This window comes from Flavobacterium beibuense F44-8, assembly GCF_000769915.1.
In the GTDB taxonomy this organism is placed as follows: domain Bacteria; phylum Bacteroidota; class Bacteroidia; order Flavobacteriales; family Flavobacteriaceae; genus Flavobacterium; species Flavobacterium beibuense.
The window spans coordinates 1-21,187 of record NZ_JRLV01000029.1; the positions used below are offsets into that span (position 1 = coordinate 1).

Below are 21,187 nucleotides of genomic sequence, written 5' to 3' on the forward strand. Positions count from 1 at the left end.
AGCTGCTGTAGTATATACATTAGCCGTAACCGCAAGCCTTGACGTACTCACACAGCCGTTTGCAGTTATCTCTCCGTAATATGTAGTTCCGTCACTAAGGGCATCAGTACCCGCATAAGCTGTACCACCACTTGCCTGATTGTACCAGGTTGTACTGCCTTCAACCGTTACAAGGTCACCTACTGTAGGACTGTCCTGAGAACAGAAGTTTTGAGCAGTATCTCCCGTTGGTGCTGCTGTAGTATATACATTAACCACCACGGCCAACCTTGTGGTACTAGGACAGCCGTTTAGGGTAATTTCTCCGTAATATGTAGTTCCGTTAGTTAAAGCATCAGTACCGTTATAAGCTGTACCGCCACTTGCCTGATTGTACCAGGTAACACTACCTTCGTTAGTCGACAAATCGGCTATTGTAGGAGTATCCTGAGAACAAAAATCCTGAGTAATGTTTGATGTTGTAGGCGAAGCCGTTGTGTTTAACGTTACCGTAACTTCCAGTCGACTCGTACTAACACAGGTACCTGATTCGATAGAACCGTAATAGGTTTCACCGTTAACCAAGGCATCAGTACCATTATACGCTGTACCGCCACTTGCCTGATCATACCATACAACACCTGCCTCATTTACTACAATATCTGCCACTGTAGGGCTATCTATAGTACAAAATGCCTGAGCGGCATCTCCCGTTGGGGCTGGTATGTTACCCACATTAGCTGTTACTGCAAACCTTGAAGTACTCACACAACCGTTTGCAGTTATTTCTCCGTAATAAATTGTTCCGTCACTAAGGGCGTCGGTACCCGTATAAGCCGTACCGCCACTTGCCTGATTGTACCAGGTTGTACTACCCTCAACCGTTACAAGATCACCCACTGTTGGGCTGTCCTGAGAACAGAAGTTTTGAGTAGCATCTCCCGTTGGGGCTGCTGTGGTATACACATTTGCGGTTACTGCAAATCGTGAAGTACTTACACATCCGTTTGCGGTTATCTCTCCGTAATAAATTGTTCCGTCGCTAAGGGCGTCAGTACCCGCATAAGCCGTACCGCCACTTGCCTGATTGTACCAGATTGTACTACCCTCAACTGTTACAAGATCAGCTACCGTAGGGCTGTCCTGAGAACAGAAGTTTTGAGTAGCATCTCCCGTTGGGGCTGCTGTGGTATACACATTTGCGGTTACTGCAAATCGTGAAGTACTTACACATCCGTTTGCGGTTATCTCTCCGTAATAAATTGTTCCGTCGCTAAGAGCATCAGTACCCGCATAAGCCGTACCGCCGCTTGCCTGGTTGTACCAGGTTGTACTACCTTCAACGGTTACAAGATCAGCTACCGTAGGGCTGTCCTGAGAACAGAAGTTTTGAGTAGCATCTCCCGTTGGGGCTGCTGTGGTATTTAAAGTAACCGTTACTGCCAGTCGGCTTGAACTTACACAACTTCCCGGTTCCAGTGCTCCATAATAAATAGTGCCGTTTACTAAGTTGTCTGTACCTGTATAAGCCGTACCTCCCGAAGACTGATTGTACCAAACCACATCGGCTTCATTAGTCACTAAGCTTGACACTGTTGGACTGTCTATAGTACAAAAAGCCTGAGCTGCATCTCCGGTTGGAGCCGGTATGCTTATAGAATTATCATAATTACCATTGTAGTAATCAGTAAACAAAAAGGCATCTGCAAAATAGTTATTAAAGTCTCCCCCACCCATACCGGAATCTGTTGACTGCGGATCGGATGCATTATCAAACAACCTTACGCCCGGTGCACAACAGGCATTGTTAGGGAGCTCAAAACTAAACATCAGCAACTCTACTCCTGAAGTAAAACTAACAACCCCACCATTTGCCGATACTCCGTGAAAATCACTCGATGTATCTGCTGCAGGGGCATATATTTGAGAACTGTCGGCCCATCCGTAAGTATTTGTTGCAATATCCAGCGTGGTGTTATCAACACTGGCAGGTACCACAATAGAGATTTGGCTACCACCGGCAAATATAAAGGCCGGATTAGTAAAATCAGGTGTGGCATATACTCCATATGTACAGGAAGCCTCATCGAACTTAACAGTAAACTCGACGTTTTGTTGCCCATAAAAATATGTAGTACTTATTAGCATTGTAAAAAGTATTATTATTCTTAGTTTTAAAATTTTCATAGCGTGCAATGGTTAGGTTATGGAATGACGATGAAAAATTTAGCCCCGTATTATTGTGGTATCTGTTCTATCATACCGTTGTAATTACTTAATCCGTTAGTGTTTAAAGGATAGGTTAGAATTATATTCTGAATTATAACCCTTTCATTATTTGCACCGTCATAAAGTACCTTACCATCCATATTCACATCTCCCGAAAAATATCCGGTTGCACTTGAAAAGTTTAGCACCTGATTCGTATTTGATTCATGATTAAGCACCTGGCTGGCCAACACCTGCCTGTCGTTTGCAGCTCCATCATATTTTACATGGTCATCATAATTAGCATTTCCTGTATAAAGAGCCTTAACTCCAACTCCACTAATAGTTACCATTGCATTACTCCCTGTAAATCCTGAAAGACTATATAAATCGGCATCGTCTATTGTAGTAAAATCTATAGTCACTTCACTATTAAGTACTGTTAGTATATTTAACCCCATAGCACCAAAGTGATTTCTGTGTTTAACCGAGATATAGAAGGTTTCCGGTAAGCCGCTAACTACAAGCGGACCTCCGTCTGAAGCTATAACATCACCGTCTCTTTGCAGAAGTGCCGATACGGTTTTGAATACATTAGTAGGTGTATCTCTTATTTCAATAAAAATCCAGTCAACTATAGCATCTGATGTTCCTGCATTTGTATTGATTATAGTATTGGTTGTTGTTTCGCTACCTCCGTCTACAAGAGTAAATCTTGCATCCATTGATTCATCATAAGGCTGATTTACCGGTATAAGTCCCTGAGTTCGTAAATCATCTCTCATTACTGCCGTTCCGGTACCATAAAGAGCCCCCTGTAAAAGTACTTTTACATTAAGCGTTACATCACACAGGTCATCCAGAGTTACTGTAATAGCAAATCTTGTTGCACTCTCACAACCTGTAACGGCATCCTGAATGGCTGCATAATAAATAGTACCGTCTGTTAAAGCATCGGTATCCAGATATTGGTTCCCTGCCGTGTCGGCATCATAGAACACAACGTTAGACTCATTTACTACTAAGTCACCAACAGTTGCTCCACCATACGAACAGAACGACTGAGCAGCATCACCTGTAGGTGTAGCTACACTATTCACTGTAACATCTACCGCTATTCTTAACGATTCTTCCGGACAGCCTATTCTTGCTGCTGCCACATAATAAGTAACATCTGTAGTAAGTGTTGGTGTAGTAAATGCATCTCCGGCAGCTACCGTTGCAAGTAAGTTACCGTCTTCTTCAGCATCATACCATCTAAGTTCATTTGCCACATCTGTATCGGCAAATAAATCTATAGTACTGCCTTCACATCCCTGAGCATCCAGTGTATCGGGATCTGTTATTTCCGGTCTTGCCGCTGTTCTTACAACACCAAAGAAGTCAAGGTTTTGAGAAACAGATAATCCTACTACCGACTCAAACGTTAACGTTATTCTGTCTATAGGTGCTCCCGGTGTTAGAGGTATTGAAGTGATTTCACCTCCGTTAAGACTCAGTAAGTTTAGAGTTAAAAGTGTAGAAAGACTTACATCCTGTACCAGTGTGGCACCATTATACGACTGAACACTTATACTGTTTGCTACATTTGCGTCGAGCAATGTTTGGGTTAACCTTATTTGCATGGTAAACTCATCACTTGATATCGATTCGCCTTCAAAATAAACAGTTTGCTCTATGGAAGATCCAACTCCTACTACCCCCATACTTAAAGTTGAGAAAGTACTTTCATCAGAATCTATAGCAAACTCAGGGTTTTCAACTCCGGCACCTCCAAGATCCAATAAATCCAAAGTAAGACCCGAACCACTATAAGAAGTAAAAGCTGCCGTACCACAGTTTGCAGGATCTTCAACATAATAAGCCTCAAATACAAACATATCTTTTTCAACACCTAATCCAAGTAATGAAACTCCGGATCTGTTAATAATCCTTATCCTGTCGTAAGCTGACGTAGGAGTTACTTTTACAAAATACTCACCATTGGCATTTGTAACAATAGAAAGCTGATCGGTTGCAAACTCGCCCCCGTCCTGGCTGTCTCCCTGTACTATAATAGTACCGCCATTTCTGGCCTGAACAGTAAATTCCTGACTACCGGTTAATACTACTCCTAACACATCTGCCAGTAAGGCTCCAAGACTACCTCCTAAAAGAGCATTAAGCAAGTCATCTTCCGTTTGTATTTTAACGTAAGATGTAGTATTTGCAGGAAGTGTACTGGGAAACTGTAGCTCTATATATCCGTCATATGCCAATAAAACAGCCAGTATACCTGAATTTGTTCTTACATTGGCAAAGGTTGCCAGGTCTCCATCATATGCATTTGCCGGGTTATCCACATGAGATGCGTTTGATATCGTAGCCGCATTGGCATATACCCTCGTTTGTGCTTGTGTTTCCTGAGAAAGCGAAAAAAGCGCAAAAACAAAGAAGAAAGTGAGGGTTTTTAATTGGTTTGGGGTAATATTCAATATCATAAAATATTAGTATTAATTCAACAATATTCCTAAAAACTGACATTAAATTACCTACATTCTCAATAATCAAAGAGATGTGTTATCAATATCGTAAAAGTATCGACAAACTGCTTTATTTTATCGACGAAATGCAAAGCGTTTTAATTCTGTTTTTTGTGTATAAAAGCTATTTTTGCAGTGTAGATTTTAATGAAATTCGAGGTAAACGATAATGAGCTTTAAAACAGAGATTGAGAGAAGACGGACTTTTGGAATTATTTCACACCCCGATGCGGGTAAAACAACACTTACCGAAAAGCTGCTTCTTTTTGGTGGTGCCATACAGGAAGCCGGAGCCGTAAAAAGCAACAAGATTAAAAAAGGCGCAACCAGCGACTTTATGGAGATTGAAAGACAAAGAGGTATATCTGTTGCGACCTCTGTTTTGGCATTTAACTACAAAGACAAAAAAATAAACATTCTTGATACCCCGGGTCACAAGGATTTTGCCGAAGACACCTTTAGAACACTTACCGCTGTAGACAGCGTTATTGTGGTAATTGACGTTGCAAAAGGGGTTGAGGAACAAACGGAAAAACTGGTTGAGGTTTGCCGAATGAGAAACATCCCTATGCTTGTTTTCATTAACAAACTTGACCGTGAAGGTAAAGATGCCTTTGACCTTATGGACGAAGTGGAACAAAAACTGGGATTAACCGTTACACCACTTAGTTTCCCTATTGGTATGGGATATGATTTCCAGGGGATATACAACATTTGGGAAAAGAACATCAACCTTTTTAGCGGAGACAGCCGTAAAAATATAGAAGAAACAATTGCCTTTTCAGATATAAATAACCCTGAACTTGAAAAAATTGTGGGAGAAGCTCCTGCAACAAGACTTAGGGAAGAACTGGAACTTATTGATGAGGTGTATCCGTCGTTCGACAGGCAGGCTTACCTTGAAGGTAAACTACAGCCGGTATTTTTCGGTTCGGCATTAAACAACTTTGGAGTTAGGGAACTTTTAGACTGCTTTATAGAAATTGCACCGTCGCCAAGAGCGAAAGATTCTGACACCAGAACCGTTAGTGCCAATGAAGAGAAATTCTCAGGCTTTGTATTTAAAATACACGCTAACATGGATCCTAAACACAGGGACAGGCTTGCATTTATTAAAATTGTTTCGGGTACATTTGAAAGAAATAAACCGTACCTTCATGTACGATTAGATAAAAAATTAAAATTCTCAAGTCCTAATGCATTTTTTGCCGAAAAAAAAGAAATTGTAGATATTTCTTACCCTGGTGATATTGTAGGTCTTCACGATACAGGAAACTTTAAAATTGGTGACACCCTTACCGAAGGCGAAATAATGAACTTTAAAGGGATACCAAGCTTCTCTCCTGAACATTTTAGGTATATTAATAATGCCGACCCAATGAAAGCCAAACAGCTGGAAAAAGGTATTGACCAACTAATGGACGAAGGGGTAGCACAGTTATTTACACTGGAGATGAACAATCGTAAAGTAATTGGTACTGTAGGTGCACTTCAGTATGAGGTTATACAGTACAGACTAGAGCACGAATATGGTGCAAAATGTTCTTATGAGAACTTCCCGGCATTTAAAGCCTGTTGGGTAAAGCCGGAAGATCCTAAGAATGAAGAATTTGCTGAATTTAAAAGGATTAAACAGAAGTTCCTTGCCAAAGACAAATACGGACAGCTCGTATTTTTGGCAGACTCTGATTTCTCCATACAAATGACGCAGCAAAAATACCCGACAGTTAAGTTGTTCTTTACATCTGAATTTTGATTGACTTATTACAAAAAACTAGCTAAAATCACTGTAATAAAGCCCCGTATAGAGAAATACGGGTGAATTAATAAAAAATGGCAGTCTGACCTTAAAGCCATTATTAATTTAATTCAATCATTAGATGATTAAGCAATTTTTGCAAACAGCCTGTATGGCTGTTTCACACCTTACCGAACATCGTTTATGGGTAAAAACATCCCTATGGAGTTTTTGTACCCATATACCATCGTTTCATATTAGTAAAGTACCCGCATTGTCGCTTCAGTACACAGACCCCAAAATATTACTCATAACAGTAATATTTATGGCTATCCTGATTTTTTCACTTTTTTCACTTTTTAAGAATAAGCTGAAAAAACAAAAGATAATATCAACCTACGAAACTGAAACAAAACTGGCAAAAAAAGTTCATGATGAAATAGCAAATGAACTTTACAACATACTTAGCTATGCCTCTACAAAAGAGCTGAATAATCCGGTATACAAAGAAAAACTCCTATCTGATCTCGATTTTATTTATAACAAAAGCAGAAACCTTTCCAGGGAAATAAACAATATTGATACGGGAAGTGGCTACAAAAAACAGCTTAAGCTGATGCTTAACGAGTATCAGTCACCGGAAGTTAATATTATCATAAAAGACATTGACAGTGTTAACTGGATTAAAGTATGTGAATCAAAAAAAATAGCAGCTTACAGAGCCTTACAGGAATTAATGATAAACATGAGGAAACACAGCAGCGCCTCTATAGTAGTCATACAATTCAGGCATAAAAACAGCAGAATATCTATTAGCTACTCTGATAACGGAAAAGGATTGACCGATAACCCAAATACTACCAAAAATGGACTACTAAATGTGGAAAACCGTATGGTTTCTATAAATGGTAAAGTTATTTTTGAACCAAAGCCAGGCAAGGGACTAAGCCTGACATTAAGTTACCCCTCATGACCTTTATGTTCAAAAAAATTCTAATAATAGAAGATATAGACAGCGTAAACCTCGGGATCAGTACGGCCCTTAAGGAAAAATACGATGTTAATATAACCAGTTCCAAATATTGTGACGAGGCTTTTTTAAAAATTAAGAAAGGAATTATTGAAGAAGCTCCATACGATTTGGTAATAACAGATCTTTCGTTTATTGAAGATCACAGGGAATCTAAAATAACAACCGGCGAACAGCTCATTAAAAGCATTAAAAACGAACAGCCGGACATAAATATAATTGTTTATTCCATAGAAAACAGGCCATACAGAATAAAACAGCTTTTTGATGAGTATAAAATAAACTCTTATGTTTCAAAAGGTCGTGAAAGCACACTGGAACTCATAGAAGCAATAGATGCACTTTCAAAAAAACAAAGCGTATACATTTCGCCAAAACTAAGCCAGATACTTAAGGATGATATTTTCTTTGAAATAGAGGACTTTGACATAGAACTGATACTAAATTTATCTAAAGGGCTTACTCAGGATGAAATAAGCTATCTTTTAAAAAAACAGGGAAAATCACCATCAAGTATAAGCAGTATTGAAAAAAGAATAAATAAGCTAAAGATTTTCTTTAAGGCTAAAAACACCATTCATCTCGTAGCCATATCGAAAGATTTAGGTATTATCTAAAAGCCTGAAAAAGAAAATCAAACTTACGGAAAACCGTAAGGCAATTAATTACGTAAATACTAAGTTTGAGTAGATATAAGTTAATAATTCATAGTTTTTTATGAAATAAAAGAGCGTGTTTTGAATATCAGTTACAAAAAATAAAATTAACAAGAACACGTCAAAATATATAAGAATACACACTTCTCACGATAAACGACCCAAAAAAAAGAGAATTAACCAGAGGCAGTTACTGCTCTCTATAAAGAGTGCTGTGCTAATTTTAGCCATGATATGTTTATGATAGAATCTAAAAACATGAAGGAAGCAACTGGATATAGTTCAACACATTTGGACTGTATGTTTATGCATGTATTTAAAATGGCTAACAATCGCCTCTGTACTTTGTTATGTAATCACCAAAACAATTTCCACTATGAAGTACATTATTATCAAAGGGTCCCGAAGCTCTGGCAAGGCTGAGACTATTAATGCAGTTTGCAAAAAACTAAAGCCCGAATCTATAAGAAGGCTGTATTTTCATGAAACAGGCAGGACATTTATGGAACCTGTCCCCTCATCTGCAGATATTAGTGACGGAACCTATCTGGTAACTGTGAGAAAAAAGAGCATCTTAATGGTTTCCAACTGCCCTACTGAGCAGCGTAAAAAAATTTCCCATATAATGGACTCGGTTATGGGACTTAACATTAAACCCCATCTGGCCATTATTGCCATGAGAGGTTTGGAGAAACTAAAAGACTATTCAACTGCCAAAGAGCTGGAAAGCTATGGCAAATGTATTTATGAAACCAAAATATGGCGTATTCCTTCCAATCAGTTCAGCTTAACAGATGAATGGAATAAAAGGGTATCCTATTTAACCACTATAACCCTGCATAATATTTGACTACCTACTTTACTTTGAAAAACAGAAAGCCTCCCTAAATTAGAGAGGCTTTCGTTTTTTATATTAAAACCTAACCATTAATTAAACCTCCAAACCGCTATAGCATAAGGAGGTAATGTAGTAACCCTACCTCCTCTTTTAAAATTCCACGATTCATTGCCTATAAGCATTCTGGTATTATTCAATTTAAGGTTCATTTGCGACTCAATATAAACCGACTGCCTTTCTTCGGAAAGATTTGCAACCACAAGCACCTTTTCGTTTTCAAACATCCTTAAAAAGGATATAGTCTTTTCATTAGTATTTGTAACCGGAACATAATCACCCAAGGCAAGCGCTGGCTGTAAGTTTTTATTTCTAATTATTTCCCTGAAAAAATTACAGTCAGACTCCTTATCCCTTATCTGTTCATCAACAGGCACTTTATTCATTACCATTTGTTTTGATACAGCCAAAGGATTAAACCATAAAGCATTACCGGATACCGAATCTTTAACAGACCAGTTAACAGACTCTGTACCTGCCAGTTCATCAATTTGAACACTACCTGTTTCCTGCCCGTAATAAACGGAAGGTATTCCACCTAAAAGTAAATTAAGAGCCGAGACGGTCTTTACCTGTCTGCTATCTGCAATTCTGATTGTAGAAAATCTTCCTGCATAATTATCCTCAGCAAACACTGCTATTCTTTTAGTTTCAGGCATACTATCCTTGCGTATTAAAGAAATGGCTGCCTTCTCAATTCTCCCTTTATCAAATGATCTCAACGCAGTATTTAAATTGGTATCAAAAACCATATCAAACCCCACATTGTAAAAATCAGCAGGCTGCGCCTTATCATCAGCAGGATAAGCCATAACAGTAACATCTGCCTTAAAATCTTTTATCCCTTTTATCACGGGAACCCAAAATTCCCTTAACAGGTTTTTCTGTCCTTCAAATTCATCAGCCACATTACTAAACCTTAAACCATCGGCTCCTGCATAATAAATAGGGCTACCGGTTGGATTTATCCAGTATTCCAGCATTTTTACTATTTCTCCCCTAACCTTAGCTTCTTTAAAGTTTACAGCATAAGCTTTAGCATTTTCTCCCGTAAGCGACACATAGTCTATATTCTTATCCGGTAACACGCAGTTATTATAATCTTCTTTTTTAGTGAGCCAGTCATGTTTTTCGGTAACATAACGTAAATCAAAATCAAGATATACTTTCATTTTCCTGCGGTGTGCTTCCTGTATCAAATCCCTGTAACCTTTAAAGGCTCCATAGGTAGTATCAACGTTAGCCCAGTTAGAAGCATAATAATTCATAACATCACCAGCTTCATATACTGGTGTAAGTAAAATAGTATTTACACCCATCCACTGCAGGTAATCCAGTTTTTGTCTTATCCCTTCCAGGTCACCATAGCCATCTTTATTGGTATCGTAAAAACTCCTTGGATAAACCTGATAAATTACTTCTCTCTGAGCAAAAGCCCCAAAAGCAATAAACAGACAAAGTGTTAGTAATAGTTTTTTTAGCATAACAATAGTTTTGTTCCAAATATAATATTATTTGACCATGCCTTAACCGTAAATACATTTTCAAATCTAAAAACACGGGGTTATTTTGTTATTTTTGCAAAGTCACAAGGAAAACTGATTGTTATGCTAATTATTGGGATTGCAGGTGGTACAGGTAGTGGAAAAACAACCGTAGTACACCAAATAATGAACGAACTTCCGCTTACAGAAGTAGGCATTATTTCTCAGGATTCCTATTACAAGGAAACCTCAAACCTTAGTTATGACGAAAGGGTAAAAATTAATTTTGACCACCCAAGGTCTATTGATTTTGAACTCCTTACCCAACATCTTAAAGAACTCAAAGAAGGTAAAACTATTGAACAACCCGTATACTCTTTTGTAACACACAACCGTACGGGAGACACTATAATAACACACCCAAGAAAGGTAATGATTGTAGAAGGTATACTTATACTGTCTGACCCGAAACTGAGGGAAATGTTTGATATTAAAGTATATGTTCATGCTGATGCCGACGAGAGACTTATTAGAAGATTAAAACGTGATATTGCTGAACGTGGCCGTGATATGGAAGAGGTACTAAACAGGTACCAAACCACCCTTAAACCCATGCACGAACAGTTTATTGAACCTACAAAGGCTTATGCCGATATTATTATTCCGCATGACAGGTATAATACCGTAGCTATTGATGTGGTAAGGGCAGTAATCAACCAGCGTATACTTTAAAGGTAATTCACTGAATAATTTGCAAAAAAAACCATTACTTTGTAGAGTAAATTATCAATGTACTGATGAAAAAACCATTTGGCAAATTAATCACCCGTTATCCTTTCCTTAAATTCTTAGGAAACAAATACGTTTTGGTGCTTATTGGTTTAGCTGTTTGGCTTATGTTCCTTGATAATTATTCCTATTTTGAAAACAGGACTATTAATAAAGAATTAGAGGAACTGGAGGAAAACAAGGCATACTACATTCAGGAAATAAAAAAGGACAGCGCCAGTATTAAGCAACTTAATAATCCTGACCAGACCGAAAAATATGCACGCGAAAAGTATTACATGAAGCGTGAAAATGAAGATATATATATCATAGAATTTGAAGATAACGTGCCTGATGAGGACACGAAATCTCTTTAAAATGGTACGCATGAGCGAAAATTTATTTAATGAATTTGAACCTGTATCGTCCAAACAATGGAAACAACAGATACAGTATGAGCTGAAAGGAGCCGATTACAATGAAACTCTTATTTGGGAAAGCCCGGAAGGGATTAAGGTAAAACCGTTTTACCATATTGATGAGTTTGAAAAACCATTACAGGTTACAACCCACACCTCACAGTTTAAAATTTGCCAGAATATATTTGTTCATGATCTGGACAAATCAATAGCGCGTGCAAAAGAAACACTTAATCGTGGTGCCGAAAGTATACGTTTTACCATTCCTAATGAACAGGTAGATGTAGAGAAGCTGGTTAACAGCCTTCCTCTACAAAGCATTCCGGTTTACTTTTATTTGAATTTCCTTTCAATCGATTTCGTAAAAAAACTGGACAGCATTGCTAAAGATAAAAATACGACCTTCTTTGCACAGTTAGACCCTATAGGTCAGCTCACTAAAGACGGAAACTGGTTCTCAAATCTTGAAAAAGATTTCGAAGCCTTAAACACTATAGCTATTGCCTGTACCAATATACATTTCCTAAGTGTAGACAGCAGCCTGTACCAAAATGCAGGAGCTAATATCGTACAACAAATAGCCTACGCCCTTGGTCATGCAAACGAGTACTTTAACCGAGTTGCTACAATAAGTAAACCAATAGTATTACAGGTCGCTGTAGGAACAAATTACTTTTTTGAAATTGCCAAACTACGTGCCATGAGGCTTTTATTTAACCTCATCGCTAAAGAATACGACCACAACCTGGAGTGTCATATTATAGCAGCACCAACTAAGCGTAATAAAACACTTTACGATTATAACGTAAATATGCTCCGTACCACTACCGAATGTATGAGTGCGATACTTGGAGGAGCCGACACTGTTTTCAATCTGGCTTATGATGTGCTATACCATAAAGATAATGAGTTTGGCGACAGGATATCACGTAACCAGTTATTAGTACTAAAACATGAAAGCTACTTCGATAAGGTAAACAACCCGGCAGACGGAGCTTATTATATTGAAGAACTTACTCACCAACTGGCAGAAAAAGCCTTAGCCCTGTTTAAAGACATTGAGGCAGCAGGCGGATTCCTTACCCAGTTGAAAGAAGGTATCATTCAGCGTAAAATACAGGAAAGCGCAGCAAAAGAGCAGGAGCTTTTTGATAATGGTAAAGAGGTACTGTTAGGAACCAATAAATATCCTAACAAAGACGACAGGATGAGTCATGATTTAGAGCTTTATCCGTTTGTGAAAAGCAACCCGAGAAAGACACTTATTACCCCTATTATAGAAAAGCGCCTTGCCGAAAAAGCAGAACAGCAAAGACTGGAAGATGAAAAAAGTAACACAGGTGCAGAATAACAGGCAACATGAGAAAGAATTTACAACACATACAACTTGATACAAACAGCACCCCAAAACCGGCAGAACAAAAAAGCAATTTTGTTACCGCCGAAGGTGTTGAAGTAAAAGAAACATACAGTAAAGAAGATATTGAGAACCTGGAGCATTTAGGCTTTGGTGCAGGCTTTGCGCCTAACCTTCGCGGGCCATACAGTACAATGTACGTTCGCCGTCCGTGGACCATTCGCCAGTATGCAGGTTTCTCTACTGCCGAAGAAAGTAACGCATTTTACCGCCGTAACCTTGCCGCAGGGCAAAAAGGACTATCGGTAGCGTTTGACCTTGCCACACACAGGGGGTACGACAGTGACCACGAGCGTGTAGTGGGCGACGTTGGTAAAGCAGGGGTTGCCATTGACAGTGTAGAGGATATGAAAATCCTTTTCGACCAGATTCCGCTGGGCGAAATGTCGGTTTCCATGACCATGAACGGGGCTGTACTTCCTATCATGGCATTTTACATTGTAGCTGCCGAAGAGCAGGGTGTTAAGCCGGAACTGCTTTCGGGAACCATACAAAATGACATCCTAAAGGAGTTTATGGTTAGAAACACATACATCTACCCTCCTGCTCCTTCCATGAAAATTATTGCTGATATATTTGAATATACCAGCCAGAAGATGCCAAAGTTCAACTCTATCAGTATATCCGGTTACCACATGCAGGAAGCCGGTGCTACTGCCGATATTGAACTAGCCTATACCCTTGCAGACGGACTGGAATACATCCGTACGGGAATGGCAGCAGGTATGGAGATCGATAAGTTCGCTCCGCGCCTTTCCTTCTTCTGGGCTATAGGTATGAATCATTTTATGGAAATTGCCAAAATGCGTGCCGGACGTATGCTATGGGCTAAGCTGCTAAAACAGTTTAACCCTCAAAGTGAAAAATCGCTGGCATTACGCACGCACTGCCAAACCAGCGGATGGAGTTTAACAGAACAGGATCCGTTTAACAATGTGGCACGTACTGCTATTGAGGCCGCAGCAGCAGCATTTGGAGGAACACAATCCCTTCACACTAATGCACTGGATGAGGCCATAGCACTACCTACCGATTTTTCGGCACGTATTGCACGTAACACACAGATATTCCTTCAGGAAGAAACCAAAATAACCAAAACAGTAGACCCGTGGGCAGGAAGCTACTATGTAGAAAGCCTGACAGCAGAAATCGCCGAAAAAGCCTGGGCTTTAATCGAAGAGGTTGAAGAACTTGGCGGTATGACCAAAGCTATTGAGGCAGGTATACCTAAACTTCGCATTGAAGAGGCTGCTGCCAGAAAACAGGCTCGTATTGACAGCGGTCAGGACGTTATTGTTGGTGTAAACAAATACAGGCTGGAGAAAGAAGACCCACTTCATATACTTGAAGTAGATAATCAAACCGTACGCCGTCAGCAAATTGAACGACTTGAGAGTATTAAAGCCAGCCGTGACAATCAAAAAGTTACTGAATGCCTTGAGAAACTTACCGCATCGGCAAAATCAGGCGAGGGCAACCTGCTTGAACTTGCTGTAGATGCAGCACGCCACAGGGCTACCCTGGGTGAGATTAGTGATGCACTGGAAACAGTTTTCGGACGATATAAAGCACAAATCAAATCATTTAGCGGAGTGTACAGCAAAGAGATAAAAAATGACGAGAGCTTTGAAAAAGCAAAACAGCTTGCAGATGAATTTGCTAAGCTGGAAGGCCGTCGCCCAAGGATAATGATTGCAAAAATGGGTCAGGATGGTCACGACCGAGGAGCTAAAGTAGTAGCAACAGGTTATGCTGATGTTGGTTTTGATGTAGACATTGGTCCGTTATTCCAAACTCCTGCCGAGGCAGCAAAACAGGCTGTAGAGAACGATGTTCATATTTTAGGGGTTTCATCACTTGCCGCAGGTCACAAAACGTTAGTACCACAGGTAATTGCCGAACTTAAAAAATACGGACGTGAGGATATTATGGTAATTGTAGGCGGGGTTATCCCGGCTCAGGATTACGAGTATCTGTTTGATGCCGGGGCAGTTGCCGTGTTTGGTCCGGGTACCAAAATCAGCGAGGCCGCTATCAAAATACTGGAAGTACTTATCAAAGGATTTGAATAGTCTCAATAAAAATAAAACTCCGTTGCTCAGTTCAACGGAGTTTTTTTATGTATTTGTAGTAACTTTACTTTCCAAATAACTACTAAACCCAATAGTATGAAAAAGCATTTATTTTTATTAATGCTCCTTCCGTTAGGTTTTACCGCTATGGCGCAAACCGAAAATCCTAATTATGATAAGGAACTTGCCGAGTCACTGGGTGCCGATGATTATGGCATGAAACAGTATGTATTTGTTATACTGAAAACAGGCCCCAATAAAGTGGAAGACCAAGCCAAACTTAACGAACTATTTAGAGGTCATATGGCAAATATAGAGCGCCTTGCCAGTGAAGGTAAGCTGGTAGTGGCAGGACCTTTTATGAAAAACGACAAAGGTTACAGAGGTATTTTCATCTTTAATGTAAAAACCATTGAAGAGGCTGAAGTCTTACTGGAATCAGACCCTGCTGTAAAAGAAAAACTGTTTGAAGCCGAAATGACCCAGTGGTATGGTTCGGCTGCATTAGGTGAATACCTTAAAACACACGAGAAAATAGAAAAAAAGAAACCCTGATAACTTGAGATATAATGGATATTAAAAAAGTATTTGACAACAACAAAGAGTGGATCGCCAAACAACTTAAAAACAGTCCGTCTTACTTTGATAGTTTAGCCAAAGGACAGTCGCCTGAAATACTGTACATAGGATGTGCTGACAGCCGTGTAACTGCCGAAGAGATTATGGGACTTGAACCGGGCGATGTTTTTGTACACCGTAACATTGCTAATATGGTACCTAACAGTGACCTTAATGTAATGTCGGTTATCAACTATGCTGTTGATTTCCTTAAGGTAAATCACGTGGTGGTATGCGGGCATTATAACTGTGGTGGTGTGAAAGCTGCAATGGAGTCGGCCGACTTAGGTATACTAAACCCTTGGTTAAGAAACGTTCGTGACGTATACCGTTTACACAAGGCAGAACTTAACGCTATTGAAGACGAAGATAAACGTTATGACAGGCTTGTTGAGCTTAACGTACAGGAGCAGTGTATCAATGTGATTAAAACCGCCGAGGTACAAAGAGCTATTAATAACCGTAACCTTACGGTACACGGTTGGATTTTTGACCTTAGGACAGGTAACCTTGTAGATTTAAAAATTGATTTTCAGGCTATCACAAAAGGTATTGCCGACATCTATAGAATTACCTAAAGATTAACACAGCTGCGCCCGAAGTTTAGTATATTTACTTACTAATACTTGTTTCATGGAACAAAAGTACTTCGAACTTAAAGGACTCTCTTCTCAGGAAGTAGAGCAGTCCAGAGAAAAACACGGCAGCAATGCTATAAACTTCAAGAAAGAAAACAGGATAATCATGGCGCTCAAAGACCTGGTCAAAGAGCCCATGATTATTTTATTACTGGTAGCCGCTGCCATATACTTTATTAGCGGAGATATAGGCGATGGTATATTTATGGCTGCCTCCATACTTCTTGTAGCTACCATTTCGCTGTATCAGGAATCCCGAAGCCGTAATGCGCTCGAAAAGCTTAAAAGCTATACCCGCCCCCATTGCAAAGTAATACGCAATGGCGAGGAACAAACCATTAATAACGAAGAGCTCGTTATTGATGACCTTATGATTGTGGAAGAAGGCTCATCGGTAGCCGCAGATGGTATTATTGTTCAGGCTAATGATTTCTCGGTAAACGAATCGGTTATAACAGGAGAGTCTTTCCCCGTTTCAAAAGACGAAAACAAAGAAGATAAGGAAGTATACAGCGGAACTATTGTGGTTTCCGGACTGGCCGTAGCACGCGTTACAGCAATAGGCATAGGCACCCGACTGGGACAGATAGGTCAAAGCCTTGAAGACATCAGCAGTGAGAAAACGCCTTTAGAAAAACAGATAGCCAATTTCGTGAAGAAAATGGTAATCATAGGAGCTGTTGTTTTTATTGCGGTATGGGTATTTAATTATATCAATTCGGGCAACATTGTAGATAGCCTTTTAAAATCGCTCACACTGGCAATGAGTATACTACCGGAAGAAATACCGGTTGCCTTTACAACCTTTATGGCGCTTGGTGCATGGCGCCTTATGAAAGCGGGAATTATCGTAAAACAGATGAAAACGGTTGAAACACTGGGAAGCGCCACCGTAATATGTACCGATAAAACAGGAACGATAACCGAAAATAAAATGACACTTGCACGTGTTGCCGCCTTCCCTAACCTTATAATAAACAAACCGGGAGAGGACAATCTGAACCCAGACGACAAACAACTGATCTCATATGCCATGTGGGCCAGCGAACCTATTCCGTTTGATCCTATGGAAACGGCTCTGCATGAAGCCTACCTTAAACTTGGGGAAGACAAAAGACCTGACTTTAAAATGGTTCATGAGTATCCGCTTGGCGGAAAACCACCTATGATGACCCATATTTTTGAAGACAGTAACGGTAACCGCATTATTGCAGCTAAAGGCGCGCCAGAGGCTATGATGGAAGTATCGGGGCTTACAAACTATGAAAAAGAAAAAGTAAATAGTACCATAACCCAACTGGCAGAAAACGGTTTTAGGGTACTGGGAGTAGGACACACTGTTTTTGACGGAAACAATTTCCCCGAGCATCAGCAGGATTTTAAATTCAGATTTAATGGTATAGTCGCCTTTTATGATCCGCCAAAAGAGAATATATCCTCTGTATTCCAATCGTTTTATGATGCAGGGATTGAGGTTAAAATAGTAACCGGAGATAATGCCCTTACTACAGCCTCTATAGCAAAACAGGTTGGCTTTAAAGATTATGACAAGACCCTTAGCGGTGATGAACTGATGAAACTTACTGATGAGGAACTAAAAGATAAGGTAATGCATACTGCTATTTTTACCCGAATGTTCCCCGAAGCTAAACTCAAAATCATTAATGCACTTAAGGCCTGCAATCAGGTAGTAGCCATGACCGGTGACGGCGTAAATGATGGTCCCGCACTCAAAACGGCACACATAGGTATAGCTATGGGTAAAAAGGGAACCGAAATTGCCAAAGACGCAGCCTCACTTATCCTGCCCGATGATAATCTTGCCAAAATGGTAGATGCCATTGCCATGGGTAGAAAAATATATACCAACCTGAAAAAGGCGATACAGTATATTATTTCCATACATATACCAATTATACTAACGGTATTTATACCACTGGCAGCAGGCTGGATATATCCTAATATTTTTACTCCGGTGCATGTTATATTCCTCGAGCTTATAATGGGGCCTACCTGCTCCATTATTTATGAGAATGAGCCTATGGAAAAGAATACCATGAACCACAAACCAAGGCCATTTACAGCTACCTTCTTTAATTTAGGGGAACTTTTAACCAGTATTATACAGGGACTGGCTATTACCGCAGGAACTATTGGTGTTTACCTGTATGCCGTTTCGCTTAACCTAACGGAATCACACGTACGTACCATGGTGTTTGTTACGCTTATTTCGGCTAATATATTCCTTACACTTGTAAACCGTTCGTTTTATTATTCGCTAATTACTTCTTTTGGCTACAGAAACAGGCTTATTCCACTAATAATAGGAATTACGGTATTGCTTACCTTTTTATTGCTTTATATAGACCCGTTTGTAATATTCTTTGAGTTTAGTACTCCTTCCCTATGGTTACTGGGAGTAAGTACACTTGCAGGATTTGTATCGGTAATATGGTTTGAAACTGTAAAATGGGTAAAACGGCTGAGAAACAAATAATCAGAATAGTATAAAAATAAAAAAGCCCTGTTATAAACAGGGCTTTAAAGGAGGCGTGTTAGTATAGAAGTTTATCCCCACTATTAAAACTATAAAATACCTTTTGCACTCCTTGTGCGACAACTGTTCCCTAATAATTTTGCTACATCAAAGTTTATCCCCACTATTGAAAACTGTTAATGCAACTTGCCAAAACCATTTAAAAGGTTCAATTGTCACGAGTTTTCGGCTGCTTTTGGCTTCCCCACTAAATTAAAGCTTTCAAGCAAAACCGAATATTTTTACTGAAGCAACAGGCAGCATACGAGTTTATCCCCACAAACAACTTTATGCCGCCGCGCTAACAGTTTTACATTCCTGATATTATAAATTCACATCTTCTGTTAAGCCTGTGTTGCTCTTCACTACAAATCACACCATCAGGACATTTGCTTAACAACTGTGTTTCTCCATATCCTCTACCGCTTACACGCGAAGGGTCTATACCATGATTAACGATATAAGCAATAATGGAATTTGCTCTTTTATCTGATAGTACCTGATTGTACTTTTTAGAAGCTCTTGAGTCTGTGTGGGTTCTTACATCCAGGTGTGCACTTGGATTTTGCTGTAAGTAAGCTACCAGTTTATTCAGGTCTTTCTCAGCTTCAGGCTTAACATTATACTTCCCTAAATCAAAGTATATATATTCTATATTAAACACCTTGGCCAAGTCAGTACTCTTATTAGGATCAATAACAACCTTTTTCTTCTCTATTACAGGCTGTATAGTAAATACCTGTTTACACATTACCTCAAAAGAATAGTTACCATTTTCATCTGAAACACCTTCCATAACCACTTCTCCGTCTTCATTAAGTACCTGTATCTTGGTATTAGCAAGTACCTCACCTGTAAACTCTTTAGTAAGTAAACCTTCCAGTTTCTCCCTACAGTCAGGATCTATTATCTCAACTTCTTTATAGCTGTAAACGTCATCATTACCACCTCTGTTAGTTGTAAAGAAACCACCAGACGAGGCTGCATCAAATATCAATGCAAAATCATCCCTTTCACTATTAATAGGCCTACCTATGTTAAAAGCTCTTACATAGTTCCCATCGGGCTCCCTTTTACTCATAAAAATATCAAGCCCGCCAAGTCCCGGATGTCCTTCAGATGCGAAATACAGATCATCAAACTCCGACACAAAAGGGAATGTTTCACGTCCTTCAGTATTAATACCCGGACCAAGGTTTTCGGCCATACCAAACGTTCCGTTACTATTTACACTTACCCTGTATATATCAGACATACCAAAGGTTCCCGGCATGTTTGAAGCAAAGTAAAGCGTCCTTTCATCGGCACTTAAAGCAGGATGCGCACAACTGTAATCATTACTGTTAAAAGGCAGTTCGGTTACATCGGTCCATTCGGTACCGTTAAAAGTAGCTTTGTAAATTTTTAATAATATACCGTTATGGTCATCCTTTTGAACCTTACCCTCATTATAGTTATTACGGGTAAAATATACTGTATTACCGTCTTTAGTAAAAACCGGAGTTGACTCGTGATACCTGGTATCAAGATTAAGAGAAAACTTCTCTACTACATCTTTAAGGCTGTCGTCTTCTTTAATAGATGTCATGTACAACCCGGTAAACGATTCGTTAGTCCACCTGTCTACTTTTTTACGTTTCTTTTTACCATCCAGAGTATCTCTTGACGATGCAAAAACAATTTTATCCTTACCAAAAAATGCAGTACCATAATCAGAAAACTTAGTATTAATCTTCATTTTCTCAATGGTATACTTATCAGAGTTTTTATCGATCTCTTTTCGGTAATCTTTATTTTCCAAAAACATTTGTGTCCTGATGTCATCATTACTCATATTGGCAAATTCCTGCATCTTTTCATCTGCCTGATCTATCTTACCTACAAACTTTAGGGTTTGCGCATAGCGGTAATAATACTCGGGATCTATTTTTTTACCTAGGCTAAAAAGCTTGTTATACCATTGGTAGGCATAATCCAGCTCCCCCCTAAAATAATAGCAGTCACCTGTTTTTTCAAAAAGCTCTATAGACCTGAAACCGGTATTAGCCACTTCCAGATAAATTTCCAGTGCATCGCTGTAAGCATAATTCTCAAACTCTATGTTTGCCTGTTTCATTTCCCTTCTGGGAATTTGAGCAAAAGCGAGGTTACAGCTAAACAGCAGTAAGGTTAAAAGTCTTGTATATTTTATTTTTATAATCTCCATA

The 21,187-nt window shown here is 39.3% G+C and carries 15 protein-coding genes; 11 read left to right on the forward strand and 4 right to left on the reverse strand.

What is annotated here, in order from left to right; translation table 11 throughout:
* Positions 1-2,166: Ig-like domain-containing protein (locus tag Q763_RS16420; protein WP_449528483.1), on the reverse strand; the 2,166-nt coding region annotated here is incomplete at its 3' end.
* A 50-nt stretch (positions 2,167-2,216) separates the two neighbouring features.
* Positions 2,217-4,667 carry an immunoglobulin domain-containing protein gene (locus tag Q763_RS17620; RefSeq protein WP_052123488.1) on the reverse strand — a complete coding sequence of 817 codons (2,451 nt, stop codon included), beginning with the start codon at positions 4,665-4,667 and terminating at the stop codon, positions 2,217-2,219.
* A gap of 211 nt (positions 4,668-4,878) precedes the next feature.
* Here Q763_RS17620 and Q763_RS16435 point away from each other — a divergent pair, with 211 nt between their 5' ends.
* The 4 genes from Q763_RS16435 to Q763_RS16450 all read left to right on the forward strand — a co-directional run bounded on the left by Q763_RS16435 (position 4,879) and on the right by Q763_RS16450 (position 8,983).
* Complete coding sequence (locus Q763_RS16435; RefSeq protein ID WP_035136131.1) at positions 4,879-6,465, forward strand: peptide chain release factor 3; 1,587 nt, start codon at positions 4,879-4,881, stop codon at positions 6,463-6,465.
* A gap of 124 nt (positions 6,466-6,589) precedes the next feature.
* On the forward strand, positions 6,590-7,420 hold the full coding sequence (locus tag Q763_RS16440; protein ID WP_198133482.1) for a sensor histidine kinase: 831 nt from the start codon (positions 6,590-6,592) through the stop codon (positions 7,418-7,420).
* Positions 7,421-7,425: 5 nt separating this feature from the next.
* Entirely contained in the window at positions 7,426-8,094 is a 669-nt protein-coding gene (locus Q763_RS16445) for a response regulator (protein ID WP_035136145.1), read from the forward strand.
* Positions 8,095-8,509: 415 nt separating this feature from the next.
* Positions 8,510-8,983: a hypothetical protein gene (locus Q763_RS16450; RefSeq protein ID WP_035136132.1), complete on the forward strand. Its 474-nt coding sequence runs from the start codon at positions 8,510-8,512 to the stop codon at positions 8,981-8,983.
* 77 nt (positions 8,984-9,060) lie between these two features.
* Here the strand turns inward: Q763_RS16450 and Q763_RS16455 are convergent, their stop codons facing one another.
* Positions 9,061-10,512 (reverse strand): alpha-amylase family glycosyl hydrolase, encoded by a 1,452-nt coding sequence (locus tag Q763_RS16455; protein ID WP_035136133.1) that lies wholly within the window; start codon positions 10,510-10,512, stop codon positions 9,061-9,063.
* A gap of 123 nt (positions 10,513-10,635) precedes the next feature.
* Here Q763_RS16455 and udk point away from each other — a divergent pair, with 123 nt between their 5' ends.
* From udk to Q763_RS16490, 7 genes are all read left to right on the forward strand, one after another.
* Complete coding sequence (gene udk, locus Q763_RS16460) at positions 10,636-11,244, forward strand: uridine kinase (RefSeq protein ID WP_035136134.1); 609 nt, start codon at positions 10,636-10,638, stop codon at positions 11,242-11,244.
* A 65-nt stretch (positions 11,245-11,309) separates the two neighbouring features.
* Positions 11,310-11,657, forward strand: a complete 348-nt coding sequence (locus tag Q763_RS16465; protein ID WP_052123490.1) for an FtsB family cell division protein — start codon at positions 11,310-11,312, stop codon at positions 11,655-11,657.
* Between the two features lie 10 nt (positions 11,658-11,667).
* The gene (locus Q763_RS16470; protein ID WP_035136148.1) at positions 11,668-13,050 is read left to right on the forward strand and encodes a methylmalonyl-CoA mutase subunit beta; all 1,383 of its coding nucleotides are present in this window, start codon (positions 11,668-11,670) and stop codon (positions 13,048-13,050) included.
* Positions 13,051-13,058: 8 nt separating this feature from the next.
* On the forward strand, positions 13,059-15,188 hold the full coding sequence (gene scpA / locus Q763_RS16475) for a methylmalonyl-CoA mutase (protein WP_035136135.1): 2,130 nt from the start codon (positions 13,059-13,061) through the stop codon (positions 15,186-15,188).
* 96 nt (positions 15,189-15,284) lie between these two features.
* Complete coding sequence (locus Q763_RS16480; RefSeq protein WP_035136136.1) at positions 15,285-15,743, forward strand: YciI family protein; 459 nt, start codon at positions 15,285-15,287, stop codon at positions 15,741-15,743.
* Between the two features lie 14 nt (positions 15,744-15,757).
* On the forward strand, positions 15,758-16,384 hold the full coding sequence (locus tag Q763_RS16485) for a carbonic anhydrase (protein WP_035136137.1): 627 nt from the start codon (positions 15,758-15,760) through the stop codon (positions 16,382-16,384).
* A 55-nt stretch (positions 16,385-16,439) separates the two neighbouring features.
* Positions 16,440-18,941 carry a cation-translocating P-type ATPase gene (locus Q763_RS16490; protein WP_035136138.1) on the forward strand — a complete coding sequence of 834 codons (2,502 nt, stop codon included), beginning with the start codon at positions 16,440-16,442 and terminating at the stop codon, positions 18,939-18,941.
* Between the two features lie 349 nt (positions 18,942-19,290).
* On the opposite strand, the gene Q763_RS16495 is transcribed toward Q763_RS16490, so the two are convergent.
* Positions 19,291-21,186, reverse strand: a complete 1,896-nt coding sequence (locus Q763_RS16495; RefSeq protein WP_035136139.1) for an OmpA family protein — start codon at positions 21,184-21,186, stop codon at positions 19,291-19,293.
* Position 21,187 lies beyond the last annotated feature (1 nt).